At 54.4% G+C, this 18,815-nt stretch carries 14 protein-coding genes; 3 read left to right on the plus strand and 11 right to left on the minus strand.

From position 1 onward, the window contains the following. The 7 genes from ACR02O_RS06620 to nifH form a co-directional block, all read right to left on the minus strand. Positions 1–267 (minus strand): DUF6129 family protein, encoded by a 267-nt coding sequence (locus ACR02O_RS06620; protein WP_026603355.1) that lies wholly within the window; start codon positions 265–267, stop codon positions 1–3. Between the two features lie 2 nt (positions 268–269). Then, positions 270–962, minus strand: a complete 693-nt coding sequence (nifX, locus tag ACR02O_RS06625) for a nitrogen fixation protein NifX (RefSeq protein ID WP_033159064.1) — start codon at positions 960–962, stop codon at positions 270–272. Positions 963–966: 4 nt separating this feature from the next. Beyond that, on the minus strand, positions 967–1,167 hold the full coding sequence (locus ACR02O_RS06630; RefSeq protein ID WP_020483289.1) for a 4Fe-4S binding protein: 201 nt from the start codon (positions 1,165–1,167) through the stop codon (positions 967–969). Positions 1,168–1,171: 4 nt separating this feature from the next. Further along, complete coding sequence (gene nifT / locus ACR02O_RS06635; protein ID WP_020483288.1) at positions 1,172–1,393, minus strand: putative nitrogen fixation protein NifT; 222 nt, start codon at positions 1,391–1,393, stop codon at positions 1,172–1,174. 98 nt (positions 1,394–1,491) lie between these two features. Next, entirely contained in the window at positions 1,492–3,075 is a 1,584-nt protein-coding gene (nifK, locus tag ACR02O_RS06640; protein WP_033159062.1) for a nitrogenase molybdenum-iron protein subunit beta, read from the minus strand. Positions 3,076–3,224: 149 nt separating this feature from the next. Next, complete coding sequence (gene nifD, locus ACR02O_RS06645; RefSeq protein WP_033159061.1) at positions 3,225–4,706, minus strand: nitrogenase molybdenum-iron protein alpha chain; 1,482 nt, start codon at positions 4,704–4,706, stop codon at positions 3,225–3,227. A 103-nt stretch (positions 4,707–4,809) separates the two neighbouring features. Then, a complete protein-coding gene (nifH, locus tag ACR02O_RS06650) occupies positions 4,810–5,694 on the minus strand; it encodes a nitrogenase iron protein (RefSeq protein WP_494523455.1) in 885 nt (294 codons plus the stop codon). Positions 5,695–6,171: 477 nt separating this feature from the next. On the opposite strand from nifH, the gene ACR02O_RS06655 reads away from it, so the two are divergent. The 3 genes from ACR02O_RS06655 (at position 6,172) to ACR02O_RS06665 (ending at position 11,022) form a co-directional block, all read left to right on the plus strand. Continuing rightward, the gene (locus ACR02O_RS06655; protein ID WP_494523044.1) at positions 6,172–7,497 is read left to right on the plus strand and encodes a cyclic di-GMP phosphodiesterase; all 1,326 of its coding nucleotides are present in this window, start codon (positions 6,172–6,174) and stop codon (positions 7,495–7,497) included. 153 nt (positions 7,498–7,650) lie between these two features. Further along, the gene (locus ACR02O_RS06660) at positions 7,651–8,127 is read left to right on the plus strand and encodes a type IV pilin protein (RefSeq protein ID WP_494523045.1); all 477 of its coding nucleotides are present in this window, start codon (positions 7,651–7,653) and stop codon (positions 8,125–8,127) included. A gap of 15 nt (positions 8,128–8,142) precedes the next feature. Beyond that, positions 8,143–11,022 (plus strand): EAL domain-containing protein, encoded by a 2,880-nt coding sequence (locus ACR02O_RS06665; RefSeq protein ID WP_494523046.1) that lies wholly within the window; start codon positions 8,143–8,145, stop codon positions 11,020–11,022. Here the strand turns inward: ACR02O_RS06665 and ACR02O_RS06670 are convergent. From ACR02O_RS06670 to ACR02O_RS06685, 4 genes are all read right to left on the minus strand, one after another. After that, on the minus strand, positions 11,009–14,083 hold the full coding sequence (locus tag ACR02O_RS06670; RefSeq protein ID WP_494523047.1) for a multidrug efflux RND transporter permease subunit: 3,075 nt from the start codon (positions 14,081–14,083) through the stop codon (positions 11,009–11,011). The genes ACR02O_RS06665 and ACR02O_RS06670 overlap by 14 nt on opposite strands. Next, positions 14,080–17,202, minus strand: coding sequence for an MdtB/MuxB family multidrug efflux RND transporter permease subunit (locus ACR02O_RS06675; RefSeq protein ID WP_494523048.1), 3,123 nt, complete (start codon positions 17,200–17,202; stop codon positions 14,080–14,082). Before ACR02O_RS06675 ends, ACR02O_RS06670 begins: the two co-directional genes overlap by 4 nt. Before the next feature lie 2 nt (positions 17,203–17,204). Further along, positions 17,205–18,413: an MdtA/MuxA family multidrug efflux RND transporter periplasmic adaptor subunit gene (locus ACR02O_RS06680; RefSeq protein ID WP_494523049.1), complete on the minus strand. Its 1,209-nt coding sequence runs from the start codon at positions 18,411–18,413 to the stop codon at positions 17,205–17,207. A gap of 114 nt (positions 18,414–18,527) precedes the next feature. Next, positions 18,528–18,803: a cupin domain-containing protein gene (locus tag ACR02O_RS06685; protein ID WP_033159054.1), complete on the minus strand. Its 276-nt coding sequence runs from the start codon at positions 18,801–18,803 to the stop codon at positions 18,528–18,530. Positions 18,804–18,815 lie beyond the last annotated feature (12 nt).

The following is an 18,815-nucleotide window of genomic DNA, read 5'->3' on the forward strand; positions in this document are numbered from 1 at the left end:
TTATTCGGGAATAACTTCGGCGATCACAATGCCCGAGGCATTTTCGTAATTATCGGTAATGCGTAAGCAATGTTCGCGGCCATCGACCAAGTACAGATTGAATCCCGCACCTTCCAATAACGGTTCATTGTTGGGCAGGTCGTCGTCCATGCAATAGGTGAAATGGACGCCGGGGTATTCGCCGCGCAGTCCACTGACGACGGTTTCGTTCAAGGCTTGGCCGTTAATTTTCTCGGCTATGGTTTGCAGTTGCTCTGGACTAATCATCGCTAGGATTCCTGTTCGAAACAAACGCGCTGCACGGGCTGGATGCCCATCGATTTAGCCAGCCACGGCGGCGGGGCATGCGCTAAAACGATTTGCAGTTGTTTGATAATTTGAGTGATGGCTTCGCCCTGGTCGGCTTTAACCGGATGAATGCCGTATTTGATAAGTTTTGCCGCCGCCGGGCCGCCGATAGAAGCAATATACAACACTCGGCAATCGGCGATCAGTTCTGCGCGATACACATTCTTGTCGTCATGCTGCCGTTGCGCGTCGCTATCGATGCTGCGCACATCGACGAGCCGGGCGTCGTCCGCGGCAATCTGATAAATCAAAAACTGCCGGCACGAGCCAAAATGACCGCTAATTAACTGCGGATCGTCGCTGCCGATGGCAATTCGGATCGAGCTGGCGGATGCAATTGTCTGGCAGGGATCGGCTATCGGCGCGGGTTCCTCGCTGTTTTGCAGAATGCGCAACGATTCACGGATACTGTCGGCGTTGGCCACAATGCCGAAATTGTTTAAGGCTTGTTGGAACTGGGCTTTGCCGAGTTCGGCCAGGTTTTTGTCGTTTAATGCTGTGCCTATACAGGCACGGAGCACGGAGATAAACAGTTTGGGAGGGGTATCGGGCAGGGCGCGAGCCGCCAGCCCGATGCGCAGTGCCAGTTCCCGGGTTAAGGTAGACTGGCTCATGGCGTCAAGCCACTAAAGGCAGAATGCAGTTGTCGATTGGGCAAACCTTGACGCATTGCGGTTCGTCGTAATCGCCATTGCATTCCGTGCAAGTTTTTTTGTTGATTTCAAAAACAATTGCCCCTTCCTTGATGGAGTCGGTAGGGCACACCGGCAGGCAATCGCCGCAGGAAATGCATTCTTCGGCAACAATATACAGAGACATGGCTTTATTCCTCCGATAACCGTTTAGCTTGCAAAGTTGTAGGGATTTTAGGCGGAGGTGACAGCGGATCAAAGTAATATTTGGATCCGTCACCCAAAACCACTTCACCGCCCCATTTATCGGCGCTGTCAAATTCTAAGGATTCGATGGTTTCTTCAAGGTCTTTTTTAGCGATGTAGAACAGCAATTTGCCGTCTTCGCGTTTCCTGAGCATGACGCTAGGCATTGGGATTCTCCAGACAAGTGTAGGTCGGGTTAAGCCTGCGCTGTAACCCGACACGATATGATTGACTGGTGGGCACCGTGGCGGTGCCCACCCTACGCTTAACGAATCAAGTCGTAGTTGTAGTCAGTGGTTCCCATACCTTTGGTTTCTTTGTCCAACTGCTCCAACAAGGCGTTAACGATGGTGGTCAACATGTACATGCCGCCTTCGTAGCCCAATGTGGTCATACGGTGCAAGTGGTGACGATCAAAGATGGGGAAGCCGATACGGATCAACGGTACTTCGAACTCTTCGCCTTTGTAGAAGGTGTCACGTTGGATAAATTTGCCGTAGGAGTTACCGATCATGAAGTCCGGTTTGTTGGTGAACATCAATGAACGGAAGTGCCACAAATCTTTGCCGATATGTACCGTCGCTTCTTGGCCGTAAGGCGAGGCTTTCAACACTTCTTCAACCGCTTTTTTGTAGCGTTTGTTGGCGTGGTTGACTAACACGTCTGTTACCTCGGCGCCCATTTCCAGCAGGAATTTGGTCATACCCAAAGCAAAGTCTGCGTCGCCGTACAGGGCAAATTTTTTGCCGTGTAACCAAGCGTGCGAGTCGGTCATCATGTCCACATAACGGCCTCGTTCCACTTCCAGCGATTTTGGAATCGGTTTGCCGGTCAGTTCAGAGATTTTCATCAGGAACTGGTCGGTCCATTCCAAGCCCATCGGGATGTTCAATTTCGGCGCGTCGTGTTTCCAGCTAGTTTCAACGAATTTTTTGGTTTTTTCCAACTGCCAAGGTTGCAGCAACACGGTAGTGATCGCGTTAGGCGCATCTGCAACTTCGGCGATCGTGGTGCCGCCGGCATACATGTTGAAGTGGCCATCAGCAGGCGTATCCAGTACTTCGGTAGGATCGCTCAACAAAGTGTGGTCAACGCCCATTTCGTTCAACATCCGGTGAATGACGCGGAAGTTGCCCAAATAGGTTTCAAAGCCGGGGACTAAGTTGATTTTGTTGTTACTGCCAACTTCGTATTTACCTTCAGGCAACATACCTTTTTCAAGGGTGAAGTAGCGGGCAATGCCTTCGAACATGTTGTCCCAACCCGTGGTATGGCTACCGACGAAGCTAGGCGTATGCGCAAATGGCACAGGGTAGTCTTGATCGACGTGACCTTCTTTTTTGGCATTGTTGATGAATGCGTTCAAGTCGTCGCCGATAACTTCCGCCATACAGGTGGTTGATACTGCGATCATGGTGGGTTTGTAAAGGGCTTTCGCGTTTTCCAAACCGGCAAACATGTTTTTCTGACCGCCGAATACCGCCGCGTCTTCTGTCATCGAGTCAGATACGCAAGAGATAGGCTCTTTGAAATGACGGTTGAAGTAAGTACGGAAATAAGCCACGCAGCCTTGCGAACCGTGCACATAAGGCATGGTTTTTTCAAAACCCAGTGCGCAAAGTACCGCGCCCAAAGGTTGGCAAGCTTTAGCAGGGTTAACCGTGATCGCTTCACGTTGGAAGTTCAGTTCTTGATATTCCTTGGTAGTCGTCCATTGGAACACTTCATCAATGGTGTCTTGTGGATGACGTTCTTCGTACTGTTCGCGTTTGTTGGCCAAGCTTTCCTTGTACTCGTCATTTCTGAATAAAGGATAACTGGGTTCTATTTTATCGACATTTTGGCTCATGATAATCTCCTAACGCGCCACTAATCTGTGGTCCGGCGTTGATTGGATTTTGCCGGGAATGAAATCCCGACCGACATTTTGGCTCCTAGTAGGGTGGGCAGTTTGCCCACCTTTCCGGGAGTTAAGATGGGCAATGCCCACCCAACGGATTACGCAACCGCTTTGACAGGTTCGCTCTCGGTCGCTTCGGTTTTCCAAGGCGCTTTGAAGCTTTTCCAGCAAGGGTTGTTGATGGTCATGTCCATATCGCGGGCGAAGATGGCGAAACCGTCGTAGCCGTGATAAGGGCCTGAGTAATCCCAGGAGTGCATTTGGCGGAAAGGCACACCCATTTTTTGGAAAATGTATTTTTCCTTGATGCCTGAGCCGACCAAGTCAGGTTGGACTTTTTTCACGAACTCTTCGAATTCGTAACCGGTGACGTCGTCATACAACAAGGTGGCGTTGCCCATTTCTTTGATAGTACGGTCGTAGTCGTCGTTGTGACCGAACTCGTAACCGGTACCCACCACTTCCATGCCCAAATCTTCATAAGCGCCGATAACGTGGCGCGGACGCAGACCGCCGATGTACAACATCACCCGTTTGCCTTCCAGGCGTGGTTTGTATTTAGCGATGACGGCATCGTATTCGGCTTTGTAGCGTTCGATGACGCGCTCAGCACCTTCTTTGATAGTGTCATCGAAGTGAGCGGCGATTCTGCGCAAAGACTCGGCGATTTTAGTCGGGCCAAAGAAGTTGTACTCGATCCAAGGGATGTTGTACTTTTCTTCCATGTGGCGGGCGATGTAGTTCATCGAACGGTAGCAGTGAATCAGGTTCAGTTTCACTTTTGGGGTTTTTTCGATCTCGGCAATGGTACCGTCGCCAGACCATTGAGCAACCACGCGCAGACCCATTTCTTCCAACAGGGTACGTGAAGCCCAAGCGTCACCACCAATGTTGTAGTCGCCGATTACGGCTACGTCGTAAGGTGTGGTGGGGAAACTTTCGTCGCCGTCGCGGTTTTCCAATACCCAGTCGCGAATTGCGTCGTTAGCAATATGGTGACCCAAGGATTGAGACACACCGCGGAAGCCTTCGCAACGTACTGGCACGATGGTTTTGTTGTACTCTTTGTTTTTAACTTTAGAAACCGCTTCGATGTCGTCGCCGATCAAACCGATTGGGCACTCGGATTGAATGGAGATGCCTTTATTGAGCGGGAATAAAGTTTCGATTTCGTCGATACATTTAGCCAGTTTTTTATCACCGCCGAATACGATGTCTTTCTCGGTAAAGTCCGAGGTAAAGTTCATGGTACCGAAGGTGTTGACGCCTGTAGTACCTACATAGTAGTTACGGCGACCGGCACGGGAATATTGACCACAGCCAACCGGGCCGTGTGAAATATGGATCATGTCCTTAATAGGACCCCAAACCACCCCTTTGGAACCCGCATAGGCGCAACCACGAATGGTCATCACGCCGGGTAGGGATTTACGGTTGGAAGTGATACATTTGTTTGATTTTTCCAAGCTTTGATCGTTGATGGCCAAATGTTTGGCGCGATCAGCTTTAGCTTTTTCGGGATAGACTTCCAGCACTTCTTGAATAAGCGCTTCGGTCTCTTCTCTTGTCATGGCTGCCATGATGAAATCCTCCTGGTAGTCCTGGGTAATCCCCCACAGACTTGTTAGGAACTATGCGAAAGTGGGTTGGACAGGCTAAAAGCCGGCCCAACCTACGTATTGATTAAGCGGTGGCTTCTGCTGCTGCGGTTACACCCACAACGCTTTCATCCACTTCTTCCATAACGCCGAATTCCATCAACAAGTCTTCCAACTCGTCCATAGTGATTGGAGTTGGGATCACCAAGTTGGTGTTGTTGATGATTTTTTGCGCCAAGTCGCGATACTCTTGTGCTTGTTTCGCGGTTGGTTCGTACTCGATTACTGTCATACGACGGATTTCGGCACGTTGGACAACGTTGTCACGTGGTACGAAGTGAATCATGTGTGTGCCCATTCTGGCAGCCAATTGCATGATCAGTTCGTCTTCGCGAGCGGTGTTACGGCTGTTGCAGATCAAACCGGCCAAACGCACGCCGCCTGAGTTAGCATATTTCACGATACCTTTAGCGATGTTGTTGGCAGCATACATAGCCATCATCTCGCCTGAGCATACGATGTAAATTTCTTGGGCTTTGTTTTCACGAATTGGCATCGCGAAACCACCGCAAACAACGTCACCCAATACATCGTAGAATACGAAGTCGAGGTCGTCGGTATAAGCACCTTCTTCTTCCAAGAAGTTGATCGCGGTGATAACACCACGGCCGGCGCAACCTACACCTGGCTCTGGACCGCCTGATTCAACGCATTTAACGTCGCGGTAACCCACTTTCAATACGTCTTCCAGTTCCAAATCTTCTACGCTACCGGCATCAGCTGCCATTTGCATGATAGAGTTTTGCGCTTTCGCATGCAGGATCAAACGAGTAGAATCGGCTTTAGGGTCGCAACCGACGATCATTACTTTTTTGCCCAGCTCAGCCAAGCCGGCAACCAGGTTTTGCGTGGTGGTAGATTTACCGATACCACCTTTACCGTAAATAGCACATTGACGTAATTTCGCCATGATCTTCTCCTCTTGAGTAGGTGTTGTTAATAACAACCAGATAATTGCAATGGCCGTGCCAAAGTTTTGATGTGTTTTAAGTAATTGAAAATAAAGGATTAAAAATAATATTTCTAGCTTTTTCGATGGTCGGATTAGCAACATTCTTTGTAAGGCCTGTTATCTAACCAACATAAATCGCGGGGTTTTTATTTGAAGCGGGGGCTAGGTGCGTATTCGCCGCGGATTTTGGCCCCGGTCCTTTAGCGATCACGCTGTGTCTTGATTTGGCTTGCCGATAACGGGAGTTTGCTGCTTTGCCCGGACGACTTCGGTGAATAATCGCCTACACACTCTATAATTGATGCCAATCTTGGGCCGCGGGCATAAGCAGGCGTATATCCGGTTTTATCACGGGACCTGTAGGTGGCGGTTTGCAGCCAAATTTTTACTTACTCATGCGGTATTTCTCGAATTTAATAATGATATTGTCTTTGTATGTTCTTTAAGAATTGGTGGCCTTTCCGCCGCAAGCTGAAAAATCAGGCGAAGAAGGATGATTCCTTCGATGTCAATCAGCGCATCTACACGCCGGTTAGCCAGTTGACCGTCGGCATGTATGTCATCGAACTGGACCGGCCTTGGTTGGAGAGCCCGTTCTTATTTCAAGGATTTGAACTGGAAACGGAAGCCGATATTCGCGCGGTAAAAGACGTTTGCCAGTACGTCTATATCGACGCCACCCGCAAAAGAAAACGCCCGGTCCAGGCTAAAACCACTCAAGACAGTTTGCTCAGCGAGAGCAATATTGATTTTGGTGCGCCGCCACCGCCAAAGCTAAGTGTTTTCGAGAAAGAGTTTGCACGTGCCGAACATGTTCATAAAGAAGTGGGTCAGTTGGTATCCAACTTTATGGAGCGCATCGCCAATGGCGAAGGCATAGACACAAAGGCTGCCAAAGAAGCGGTCTCGCAATGCGTAAACAGCATTTTGCATTCGCCGGATGCTTTTTTGTGGCTGAACCAGCTAAAGAACAAAGACAAATATACCGCCCAACATAGCTTGAACGTTTGCGCCTTGGCTATTGTGTTGGGCCGATACCTGAATTTTTCCGTAGCCAATCTCAACAATGTCGGCTTGTGCGGGATGATGCACGACATGGGTAAGATGTTGGTGCCTTTGGATATTCTGAATAAGCCCGGTAAGTTGGAACCTGAGGAGCTGGCGATTATGCGCTCGCATGCCGCTCTGGGCTACGAACTGCTCAAATCCAGCGATCAAATGTATCCAGGGGCGATAGACACGGCCTATTCTCACCACGAAACCTTGGACGGCAAAGGCTATCCCCGGCAAATCGGTGAAAGAGGGATTTCGCTATTCACCAGAATCGTCACCATCGTGGATATGTACGATGCCATCACCAGTGATCGGGTGTATCAGAAAGGCCGGACGCATCTGGAAGCGACCAATATCCTGGCCAATATGGCCGGCTCTCAGCTGGATGAGCGTTTGGTGATCAAATTTATAGAATGTCTGGGGGTTTATCCGCCCGGCAGCATCGTCATGATGACCAACGGTTACATCGCCATTGTGGTGGAGGTGAATGAATTGCAGAAGCTGCGGCCCAAAGTCATCATGTTGCTTGATGCCCAGAAACAGCGGATTCCGGAAAGAATCGTCAATCTTGCGGATATGCTGCTGGACGAGCACGGCAAGGTGCTAACTATCAAAGGCATAGTCAAAGCTCAGGATTACAACATCGACATCAAAAAATATTATCAACAGGGCGTATTGCAAAAGGGATTTGCTAATGACAAACGCTAGGGTACGTTACAAAACAGGACGTTTAGAGCAATTCTGCTAGAATGAGGAACCTGATGATGGGGTCGGCACAGTTTCTTGGTGGGCTAAATCGTCTGGATTGTCGCGGCTTGCCAAGCCATGGCTACAAATCTTCTTCTGGCGTCTTGGAATTCAATGTACAGAAAAAACCTGATTGGAAACGGATTTACGCTGATAGAAATGATGTTGGCGGTCGCCATCATGGCAGTGTTGACCGCCATTGCCATACCTGCCTACAACGGGTACATAGATAAAAGTAAGAACGACCTTGCCATTAGCTACCTGTTAGCCATACAAACTGAATTAGAACGGCATTACACCCGCGAATTTCACTACCCGGATGCGCTTAGCGACATTACCTCTGCTTTGCCCAACAACGGCAAGGACCCCTGGGGTAGAGACTATGTCTATCTCAACATCATTGAGGGTGGTCCGGGTACCCACGGCGATGTACGCAAAGACGGCGCGCTTAACCCAATCAATACCAAATACGATTTGTACAGCCTGGGCAAGAATGGCGTTACCAAAAAGCAGATCAGCCAGAAGGACAGTCTGGACGATATTATCCTGGCCCGAGATGGCGGTTTCGTCGGTTTGGCGGCGGATTTCTGAGAGAACCCCTTAGCAATGGAGCGCAAGCTGTCTTTTAACCATAGCAAGGTTGCCCGCCGCATTCTGTTTTCTTTCGTGTTGGCCGCGTTGATCCCAATCGCTATATTGGGCGTCCTGTCATTCCAGCAAGTGAAGCAGCAATTGCAAGAGCAGACTGCCAAGGCATTGCAGAGAGGCTGTAAACAGTACGCCTACGGACTGGTCAGCCGCTTGTTGTTTGCCGAAAATTCTCTGCGGTTGGCGGCCTTGAAAATTCATAAATCCAACAAGGACGACAAACCTGTGGCGCTGGCCGGCGAACAATGGTTGCAAGGCCAGTTCACCGGGTTGGCGTTGCTACGTGCCGATGGTCAACCCGCCACGTTATCCCAAAACAACAAGGCAATACCGACGCTGACGCCGGAAGAGCAAGCGCAGATTGAGATCGGGAAAACGTTGATTAAACCGGTGAGTGGTCAGCGGCTTGAAGACAATCGCTTGTGGATGGCTATCAATCTGGTAGAAAACTCACCGAAAGCCGGCATCCTGATGGCCGAATTGAAACCGGACTTGTTATGGAATTCAGAAACTATCGATCCCAACAATCTGCTGTGGGTGATGGCTGCCGACTCGCTGTGGATGTTGTTCGCGCTGGAGCAAGATTTCGATCCGTCCCCGGAGCTTAGGGCGCAAGTCGCGCAAGCCAATAGCGGCCGCTTCTCGTGGCAAAGGGACGGCGAAGCCTATCTCGCCGCGTATTGGAAGCTGCCGGTCGCCACGCTATTTTTCGGTCCGGACCTGATTGTCGTGCAAAGCCTGCCTGAATCGTTGGCGTTTGCGGCAATTCGGCAATTTAGCGCGATTTATCCGCCGGTGATTTTGCTGGCCGCGCTGATTGTCGTGTATTTGAGCAGCAGGTTGATTGCTAAATATTTAACGCCGCTCGAACGCTTAAAAATAGGCACGCAACGGGTTGCCGACGGCAATCTGGAATGTCGAGTAGATATTGATAGCCATGACGAATTTGAAGAGTTGGCGGATTCGTTCAACGAAATGACGCGCCGCCTGCGCAGCCAGTTCGATATTCTCGCCACCATGGCGGAAATCGACCGTCATATTCTCTCCGCCTTAAATGCCGAAGACATTATCGACACGGCGTTGAATCGCTTGCCCAGCATATTGTTTTGCGATTTGATTTCCATCGCCGCCGTCAATCCCGATACCGGTATCGCCGACGAGATTTGGGTTCGGCGTAGCGGGCGCGATGCCGAAATATTAGCCGAACCGGTGATTCTGAGCCAACAGGATGTAGCGGATTTGCGCACCATGCACAATGGCGCCCTGGAGATTGCTAACAACGACGAGCGGATGTCCGAGTATTTGCAGGTGCTCGGCGTGTCCGGCGCATGGCGTTATTTGGTTGTTCCCGTTCATGTTAACGGCGCACTGGCTTCGCTTATTTGCTTGGGTTATCAAGCGCCGAAACGGATTCCACCGGAATCGTGCAATGCGGCCATCAACTTTGGCGACCGCATCGCGGTCGCGCTGTCCAATGCCGCCTGGGAAGAGAAGCTATACCAGCACGCCCATTACGATTCCCTGACCGGCTTGCCCAATCGCTTGGTACTGCATGACAGGCTGGGGCAGGAAATCGCGCGGGCCCGGCGCGATGACGCGCAACTTGCCGTGTTTTTTATGGACTTGGATCGCTTCAAAAACGTCAACGACTCGCTGGGACACGCGGCCGGCGACGAATTGCTGCGGCAAGCAGCGCGGATTTTTCTCAATTGCGTTAGAGCGACCGATCTGGTTGTCAGACTGGGCGGTGACGAGTTCGTCATCGTGATCGGTGAATTGCATACTCAGCATAACCCGGCGGCCTTCGTCAGCGCGGTTGCCGAGAAAGTTCTGGCTGCGCTGAAGCAACCCGTGACGGTGGCCGGACTGCCCATGACCGTGACGACCAGTATCGGGATTGCATTGTTTCCCGACGATGCCGACAACGTGCCGGATTTGTTAAAGAATGCCGATGCCGCCATGTACCACGCCAAGAGCGAGGGGCGCGCTAATTTCCGGTTTTACTCGCCGGAATTGAATGCCGCGGCATTGGAAAATATCAAGCTGGAACAAGAACTACGCGGTGCTATCGGCAGAAACGAACTGCTGGTGTTCTACCAGCCCAAGGTGGATTGGGATGGCCGTATTGTCGGCGCCGAAGCCTTGATCCGCTGGCGGCACACCGAGCTGGGCATGATTTCGCCGGCCAAATTCATTCCCTTGGCCGAGCAGACCAGTTTAATCGTGGAGATTGGCGATTGGGTGTTGGAGCAAACCTGTTTGTGGGTAAACGCTTGCCATGCCCAAGGCCTGGGGCCCTTGCGGATTTCTGTCAATCTTTCCGCAGTCGATTTTAAACATCCGGATTTAGTCGAGAAAATCGCGGCGGTGTTGAGCAAAACTGGCACCGATCCCAAATTTATCGAATTGGAACTCACCGAATCGGTGGCTATCGGCAACATCAAAGCCTGCATCGAACGCATGCATCATTTAAAAGCGTTGGGACTGACCCTGTCCATGGACGATTTCGGGACCGGTTTTTCCTCGCTGTCCTATCTAAAAGAATTGCCGCTGGATGTGTTGAAGATCGATCAATCGTTTGTCCGGCAGCTGGAAAACGACGACAGTAGCGCGGCTATCGTCCGCGCGATTCTGGCACTTGCCGACGGCTTGGGTATGGAAACCATCGCCGAGGGCGTTGAAACCGCAGCGCAGCTTGAGCTATTGAAACAACATCACTGTGGCTTATTTCAAGGCTATTTATTCAGCCGGCCTGTGCCTAGCGACGAATTTTTAGGCATGTTGCAGGCCGACGCTGCCAAGCGTGGCGCAGAACTGCCGGCGATTAGTTCCAGTTAAACCAGCGGCGACCCCAGGCACTGACACCATCCAGATACAGATACACCACAGGCGTGGTGTACAAGGTCAGCAATTGACTGAAAATTAAGCCGCCGACGATGGAAATTCCCAAGGGCTGGCGCATCTCCGCACCGTAACCCGAACCCAAAGCCAAAGGCAACGCGCCCAACATCGCCGCCAGCGTGGTCATCATGATCGGCCGAAACCGCAACAAACAGGCTTGGAAGATGGCTTCCTCGGCGCTCAGCCCTTTGTGGCGTTCGGCGTCCAAGGCAAAATCGATCATCATGATCGCGTTCTTCTTCACTATGCCGATCAGCAAAATCACCCCGATCAAGGCGATGATGCTGAACTCGGTATCGCAAGCCAGCAAGGCCAGCAAGGCGCCGACCCCGGCCGAGGGCAGGGTGGATAAAATCGTCAGCGGGTGAATATAGCTTTCGTAGAGCATGCCCAGCACGATGTAAATACTCAGCAGTGCCGCCGCGATTAACCAGGGTTGGTTGCGCAGCGATTCCTGAAAAGCCTTGGCCGAGCCCTGGAAGCTGCCGCGCACCGCCGCCGGTGTGCCCAGGTCGCGTACGGTTTGTTGGATAAACTGGGTGGCGGTGGACAACGAGGTGCCGGGCATCAGGTTAAACGACACGGTGGCCGCGGCAAATTGGCCTTGATGGTTGACGGTCAGCGGCGCATTGCTGGTCTGGAAGCTGGCCAGCGTCGCCAGCGGAATTTGGCTGCCGGTGTTGTTGCTGACGTAAAGCTGTTGCAAGGTGCGCGGGTTTTGCCAGTATTCCGGTGCCAGCTCCAGCACCACCCGGTATTGGTTCAACGGTTTATAGATCACCGACACCTGGCGTTGGCCAAAAGCGTTGTTCAAGGCGGTATCGATAGCCGCCTGACTGACGCCCAAGCTGGCGGCTTTGTCTCTATCCACCAGCAGCGATATTTGCCGGCCCTTGTCTTGCTGGTTGGTGTTGACATCGGTCAGTTCCGGCCGCTTGCGCAGCGCCGCGACGATCTTGGGCGTCCATTCGCGTAGCAGGTTCAAGTCTTCGGATTGCAAGGCAAACTCGTACAGCGCCGCCGAGCCGCGGCCACCGATGCGCAAATCCTGTACTGGCTGCAAAAACAGACTGGCGCCGGGTTCGTCGGCCAGATTTTCCCGCAACCGGCGGCTGATTTCGGCTATTGGCGCATCGCGCTGCTCGGGCGGCTTGAGTACCGCAAACATCAAACCGGAATTGGTGTTTTGCATGCCGCCGGCAAAGCCCACCACATTGGTCACTGCCGGATCTTGCCGCAAAATATCGACAAAATCATGCAGCTTGCTTTGCATGGCCTGGAAGGAAATGCTTTGATCGGCCTGGATGGTGCCGCTGAGCCGGCCGTTGTCCTGCACCGGGAAAAAGCCTTTCGGGACGATGATGTACAGGTACACGTTCAAACCAATGCAAGCCAGCAACACCGTCAGCATCAATTTGGGATGGTGCAGCGCCCAACTCAAACTGCGGCGATAGCCGTTTTGCAGGCGCTGGAATTGCGCTTCCAGCCAAGCCGACAGCTTGCCGGGCGTATGATTTTCATCCGGCTCCAGCCAACGTGCGCAGAGCATCGGCGTCACGGTTAAGGACACTACCAGCGACACCAGCACCGCCGCCGACAGCGTCACGGCAAATTCCCGAAACAGCCGGCCGACGATGCCGCCCATCAATAATATCGGCGTGAAGACGGCGATCAGCGACAAACTCATCGCCAACACGGTGAAGCCCACTTCGCCGGCTCCGCGCAGCGCGGCCTGGAACGGCGGCACGCCGTTTTCGATATGCCGGCTGGTGTTTTCCAAGACCACGATGGCGTCATCCACGACAAAGCCGGTGGCGATGGTCAAAGCCATCAACGACAGATTGTCCAGGCTGTAATCGCATAAATACATCACCGCGCAAGCACCGATCAGCGATACCGGCACCGCGACCACCGGAATCAGCGTGGAGCGCAGCCGGCGCAAAAATAGCAATACCACCAGAATCACCAATACCACCGCGATTAACAAGCTGCGTTCCACTTCATCGACTGAGGCGCGGATGGTTTGCGAACGGTCCGAGACTATCGATAATTCCATCGCCGCCGGCGTCAGCGCGCGCAATTGCGGCAGCATGGCTTTGACGTGTTCGACCGTGTCGATGATATTGGCGCCGGGTTGTTTATTGATGATCAATAACACTGCTGGCTGGCCGTTCTTCAGGCCGGTACTGCGCAAATCTTCCACCGAATCCACCGCCGTCCCCAGATCGGCGATGCGTACCGGCGCACCGTTGCGGTAAGCGACGATCAGCGGCAGGTAATCAGCGGCGTGTTCGGCTTGATCGTTGGCGTGAATTTGCCAATGCCGCTCGCCAGTTTCCAGCGCGCCTTTGGGGCGATTGGCGTTACTGGCGTTGATGGCTTGGGCGACCTGATCCAGGCCGATGCCGTATTGCGCCAATGCCGTCGGATTCAGTTCTACCCGTACTGCCGGCAGGGAACTGCCGCCGACATTGACCTGGCCGATGCCGGGCAGCTGGCTGATTTTTTGTGCCAATATCGTCGACGCGGCGTCGTACATTTGGCCGCGGCTGAGGCTGGTGGAGGTGAGCGCCAGAATCAGAATCGGCGAATCGGCCGGATTGACTTTGCGGTAGTTGGGCCGATTGGGCAGATTACTGGGCAGCAAACTGCTGGCGGCGTTGATCGCGGCTTGTACGTCGCGGGCCGCGCCGTCGATGTCGCGATTTAAATCAAACTGCAAGGTAATTCGGGTCGAGCCCAGGGAACTGGCCGAAGTTATTTCGCTGATGCCGGCGATGCGGCCCAGCGCCCGTTCCAGCGGGGTGGCGACGGTGGCCGCCATGGTTTCCGGACTGGCGCCGGGCAAATTGGCGGACACCGAAATGGTCGGGAAATCCACTTGCGGCAAGGGTGCGACCGGCAGTTGTAGAAAGGCGATGATGCCGGCCAATGCCACGCCCAGCGTCAGCAGCGTGGTAGCGACCGGGCGATGGATGAACAGCGCCGATATGTTCACGGCTGGCGGTCGCCGCTGTTGGCTGAAGGCGATTCGGTGGTGCCGCGCAACTGGCGAGCCAGTCGGTCCAGGCTCAAGTAAATCACCGGTGTGGTGTACAAGGTCAGCAATTGGCTGAGCAATAAACCGCCGACCATGCTGATGCCCAAGGGATGACGTAATTCCGAGCCAACGCCGCTACCTAGCATCAAGGGTAGCGCGCCCAGCAAAGCCGCCAGCGTGGTCATCAAAATCGGCCGGAAACGCAGCAGGCAGGCCTGAAAAATCGCTTCGCGCGGCGGCAGGCCTTGCTTGCGCTCGGCTTCCAGCGCAAAGTCTATCATCATGATCGCGTTCTTTTTGACGATGCCGATCAGCAGCACGATGCCGATTACCGCGATGATGCCCAAATCGTTGCCGGACAACTGCAAGGCCAGCAGCGCGCCGACCCCGGCCGAGGGCAACGTGGACAGAATGGTGATGGGATGAATATAGCTCTCGTAGAGCACGCCGAGCACGATATACACCGTGACGATGGCGGCCAGAATCAACCACAGCGTGCCGCTGAGCGAGGCGTTAAATGCCAGTGCCGCGCCCTGATAATCGCTTTGTACCGCTAAGGGTAAGCCGATGTCCTGCTTGGCCTGTTCGATGGCTTGCATGGCGTCGCCCAAGGCGGCGCCCGAGGGCAGGTTGAAGGAAATGGTCGCGGACGGAAACTGATCCAAATGGTTGATAGCCAGCGCGGTCTGCCGTTCGGAAATACTGGCCAGGGCCGACAGCGGCACTTGGCTGCCATTGCTGGACGGAATCCGCAGTTCTTGCAAGCCTTCCGGGCCGCTCTGCTGCTTGGGGTCTACTTCCAACACCACCCGGTATTGATTGGACTGGGTGAAAATGGTCGAGACCAGGCGCTGGCCGTAGGCGTTGTATAAAGCGTTATCGATGTCGGCGGTGCTGACGCCGAGCCGGCTGGCGCTGGCGCGGTCGATTTCGATGTAGGCTTGCAGGCCTCGGTCCTGCACGTCGCTGGCGGCATCGGCGATAGCGGGCAGGGCGCGCATGCGCTCGACCAGGCGTTGGCTCCAGCGGTTGAGCTCCGCGAGATCCACGGTCTGCAAGGTAAATTGAAACTGGGTGCGGCTGACCCGGTTTTCCAAGGTCATGTCTTGCACCGGTTGCAGATAGACCGATATGCCCGGCACCTCGGCCAGGCGCGGACGCAGACGTTCGATTACAGCCGTGGCGTTGTCGCGTTGGGCTTGCGGTTTCAGGTTGATTAAAAAGCGGCCGCTGTTCAGGGTAGGATTACTGCCGTCCACGCCAATAAACGACGACAGGCTGGCCACGGCCGGATCGGCCAGGATCTGTTGAGCCATGGCTTGCTGGCGTTCGGCCATTGCCGCGAAGGAAATGCTGGGCGGTGCCTCGGTAATGCCTTGAATCAGGCCGGTATCTTGGATTGGGAACAGGCCCTTGGGCATGGCCGCGTACAACAACACGGTCAACGCCAGCGTGGCGATAGCCACCAGTAGCGTCAGGCCTTGGCGCTTAAGCACCCATTCCAGGCTGCGGCCGTAAGCGGCGATGACTTTGTCGAGCAAGCCGGAGTGTGAGTCGTGGCCGGCTGCGCTGGCCCTTAGCAGCCTAGCGCACATCATCGGCGTCAAGGTCAGCGACACCACAGCCGAGATCAGAATCGCCACCGCCAAGGTGATGGCAAATTCGCGAAACAGTCGGCCCACCACGTCGCCCATGAACAGCAGCGGAATCAGCACCGCCAACAGCGAGATGGTCAAGGAGATGATGGTAAAACCGATTTGCTCCGAGCCTTTCAAAGCCGCCTGCAAGGGCGGCTCGCCGCGCTCCCGGTAGCGGGAGATGTTTTCGATGACGACGATGGCGTCGTCCACCACAAAGCCGCTGGCGATGGTCAGCGCCATGAGGGTCAGATTGTTGATGCTGAAGCCGGCCAAGTGCATCACCGCAAAGGTGCCGACCAACGACAACGGCACCGCGACCGCCGGGATTATGGTCGCCGGCAGATTGCGCAGAAACAGAAAAATCACCATCACCACCAGCGCCACGGCCAGCAGCAACTCGAACTGTACATCGTGCACCGAAGCGCGGATGGTGACGGTGCGGTCGGTCAAAGGCAGCACTTCGACCGCGGCCGGCAAGGTCGCCCGCAGTTGCGGCAGCAACTTGTTGATGCGGTCCACCACCTCGATGACATTAGCGCCGGGTTGGCGTTGGATATTGACGATGACGGCTGCTTTGTCGTTGGCCCAGGCCGCCAGCTTGACGTTTTCGGCGGCGTCGATCGCGTCGGCGACTTCGGCTAGCCGTACCGGTGCGCCGTTGCGATAGGCCACCACCAAGTCGCGGTATTCAGCCGCCGAGCGCAGTTGGTCGTTATTGTCGATGATGGCCGAGCGTTGCGGGCCGTCGAACATGCCTTTGGGTTGGTTGACATTGGCGGCGGCGATGGCGTTGCGCAGGTCTTCCAGGCTCAGGCCATAGGCGGCCAGGGCTTGGTGGTTGGCTTGTATCCTGACCGCCGGGCGTTGGCCGCCGCTGATGCTGACCAGGCCGACACCGGGCAATTGGGCGATTTTCTGCGCTAGGCGGGTGTCGACCAAATCCTGGACTTTAGGCAAGGCCAGGCTGGAAGACGTCACCGCCAAGGTCAAAATCGGTGTGTCCGCCGGGTTGACCTTGTTGTAAATCGGCGGCAGCGGCAGGTCTTTGGGCAGGAAGTTATTGGCGGCGTTGATGGCGGCTTGCACGGTTTGTTCGGCAATGTCCAGATCCAAGGCTAGATCGAATTGCAGCGTCACCACGGACGCGCCGCCGGAGCTGGTCGAGGACATCTGCCGCAGGCCGGGCATCTGCCCGAATTGGCGTTCCAGCGGCGCGGTAATCGCCGAGGTCGTGACTTCCGGGCTGGCACCGGGATAGAGCGTGGTGACTTGAATGGTCGGGTAATCGACTTGCGGCAATGCCGAGATCGGCAATAAGCGGTAAGTCAAAACCCCGGCCAGCAGCAGGGCCAGCATCAGCAAGGAGGTGGCGACCGGACGCAGGATAAAGTGTCGCGATGGGTTGAAACCGGGAAGCGGGTTTTGCGCGGCGGCCATGTTTAGTTGGCGGTCTTGCCGGAGGCGGCTGGTTGGGTTTTATCGATTACCTTGACTTGGCTGCCTTCGCGCAGTTTGTCGGCGCCATCGATCACCAGTTTTTCGTTCACGCCCAGACCTTCCGGAATCGCGACCGTTTCGCCGTCAGCCGGTCCGGCTTTTATCCGCTTTACGCTGATGGTGTTGTCGTCCTTCACCACGTACACGAATGCGCCATTGGCCCCGTGCTGAATGGCGGAGCTAGGGACTAAGGTGGCGGCACGCAAGGTGTCCAGACGCATTTTGATATTGACGAACTGGTTGGCGAACAGGGTGCGGTCCTCGTTATCGAATTGGGCTTTTAATTTCAGTGTGCCGGTGCTGGCGTCGATCTGATTGTCCACCGCCAGCAGCTTGCCGCTGGCCAGTTTTTGCCGGCCGGCCCGGTCGTAGGCGTCAATGACCAGCGTCTCGCCGGAACGCCAGCGCCGCATCACCTCGGGTATTACATCTTCCGGCAGCGTGAACACCACCGAGATCGGCTGAATTTGGGTGATGACCGCCAGGCCACTGACGTCGCTGGCGCGGACCATGTTGCCTTGATCCACCAGCCGCAAACCGATTCGGCCGGATACCGGCGCGGTGATGCGGGAATAACTCAGTTGCAGTTTGGCATTGTCGAGTTGGGCGCGGTCGATTTCGACGCTGCCGCGATATTGCTTGACCAGCGCGGCTTGGGTGGCGGTTTGCTGGGCGGCGATGGAGTCTTGCTCCAGCAAGGTTTGATAGCGGGCTTGGTCGATTTCGGCGTTTTTTAGCAGCGCTTCGTCGCGCAGCAATTGGCCTTCGGCTTGTTGCACGGCCACTTGATAAGGTCGGGGATCGATTTCGGCGAGCAGTTCGCCTTGTTTAACCGCTTGGCCCTCGGTAAACGCCACCCGGATCAGTTCGCCATCGACGCGCGAGCGCACTGTCACGGTGTGCAGTGGGGTGACGGTGCCCAAGCCGTTTAGGTAAATCGGCAAATCGCCTTGCCAGCTTGAGGCGACTGCGACGCTGATGGGAATGTTTTCGTTGGGATTGGCGTGCGCATCCTGGTTTTCCCGCGGATGCTGGCCGGCATGGTGCAAATAATAGCCGCCCGCCGCGACCGTTAATAGGAGAATAGTCGCCCAGTGCCAGCGCGACCTCGGCTTTAATGCGGAAAAATCCTGATCCTGGTTCATAGCCATGCGAATAACAATAAGTGGGTGCCGGCGTCATGCCGGCCAGCCGAGTCTAGCGGCACAACTAAAAAAGGCATCGTGAAGATGCCTTTTTCGGATTGTCTGCCGCTGTCGTGACGATCAATCGTAATGGTAGTGTTTGCGCAAAGGCTTGACCACTTCCCAATGGCTGTCCAGGCCTTCATGAAACATCACCAGGTCGCCAGGTAAAATCCGCACCGGCTCGCCGCCCACTGGAGTGACGATGATTTCGCCTTCCAGCACATAAGCGGTTTCGGTTTCGTCGAAATCGATGGTGAATTTGGAAATTTCTTTTTCCCAGATCGGCCAGCTCGATACGCCCAGCTCTTTTAAACGTTCTTCGCTGGGGTTATGTTCAACGGTAATTTGGCTCATGGGTTTCCTGTT

The sequence above is a fragment of the Methylomonas sp. PHL2-19 genome (genome assembly GCF_059331595.1).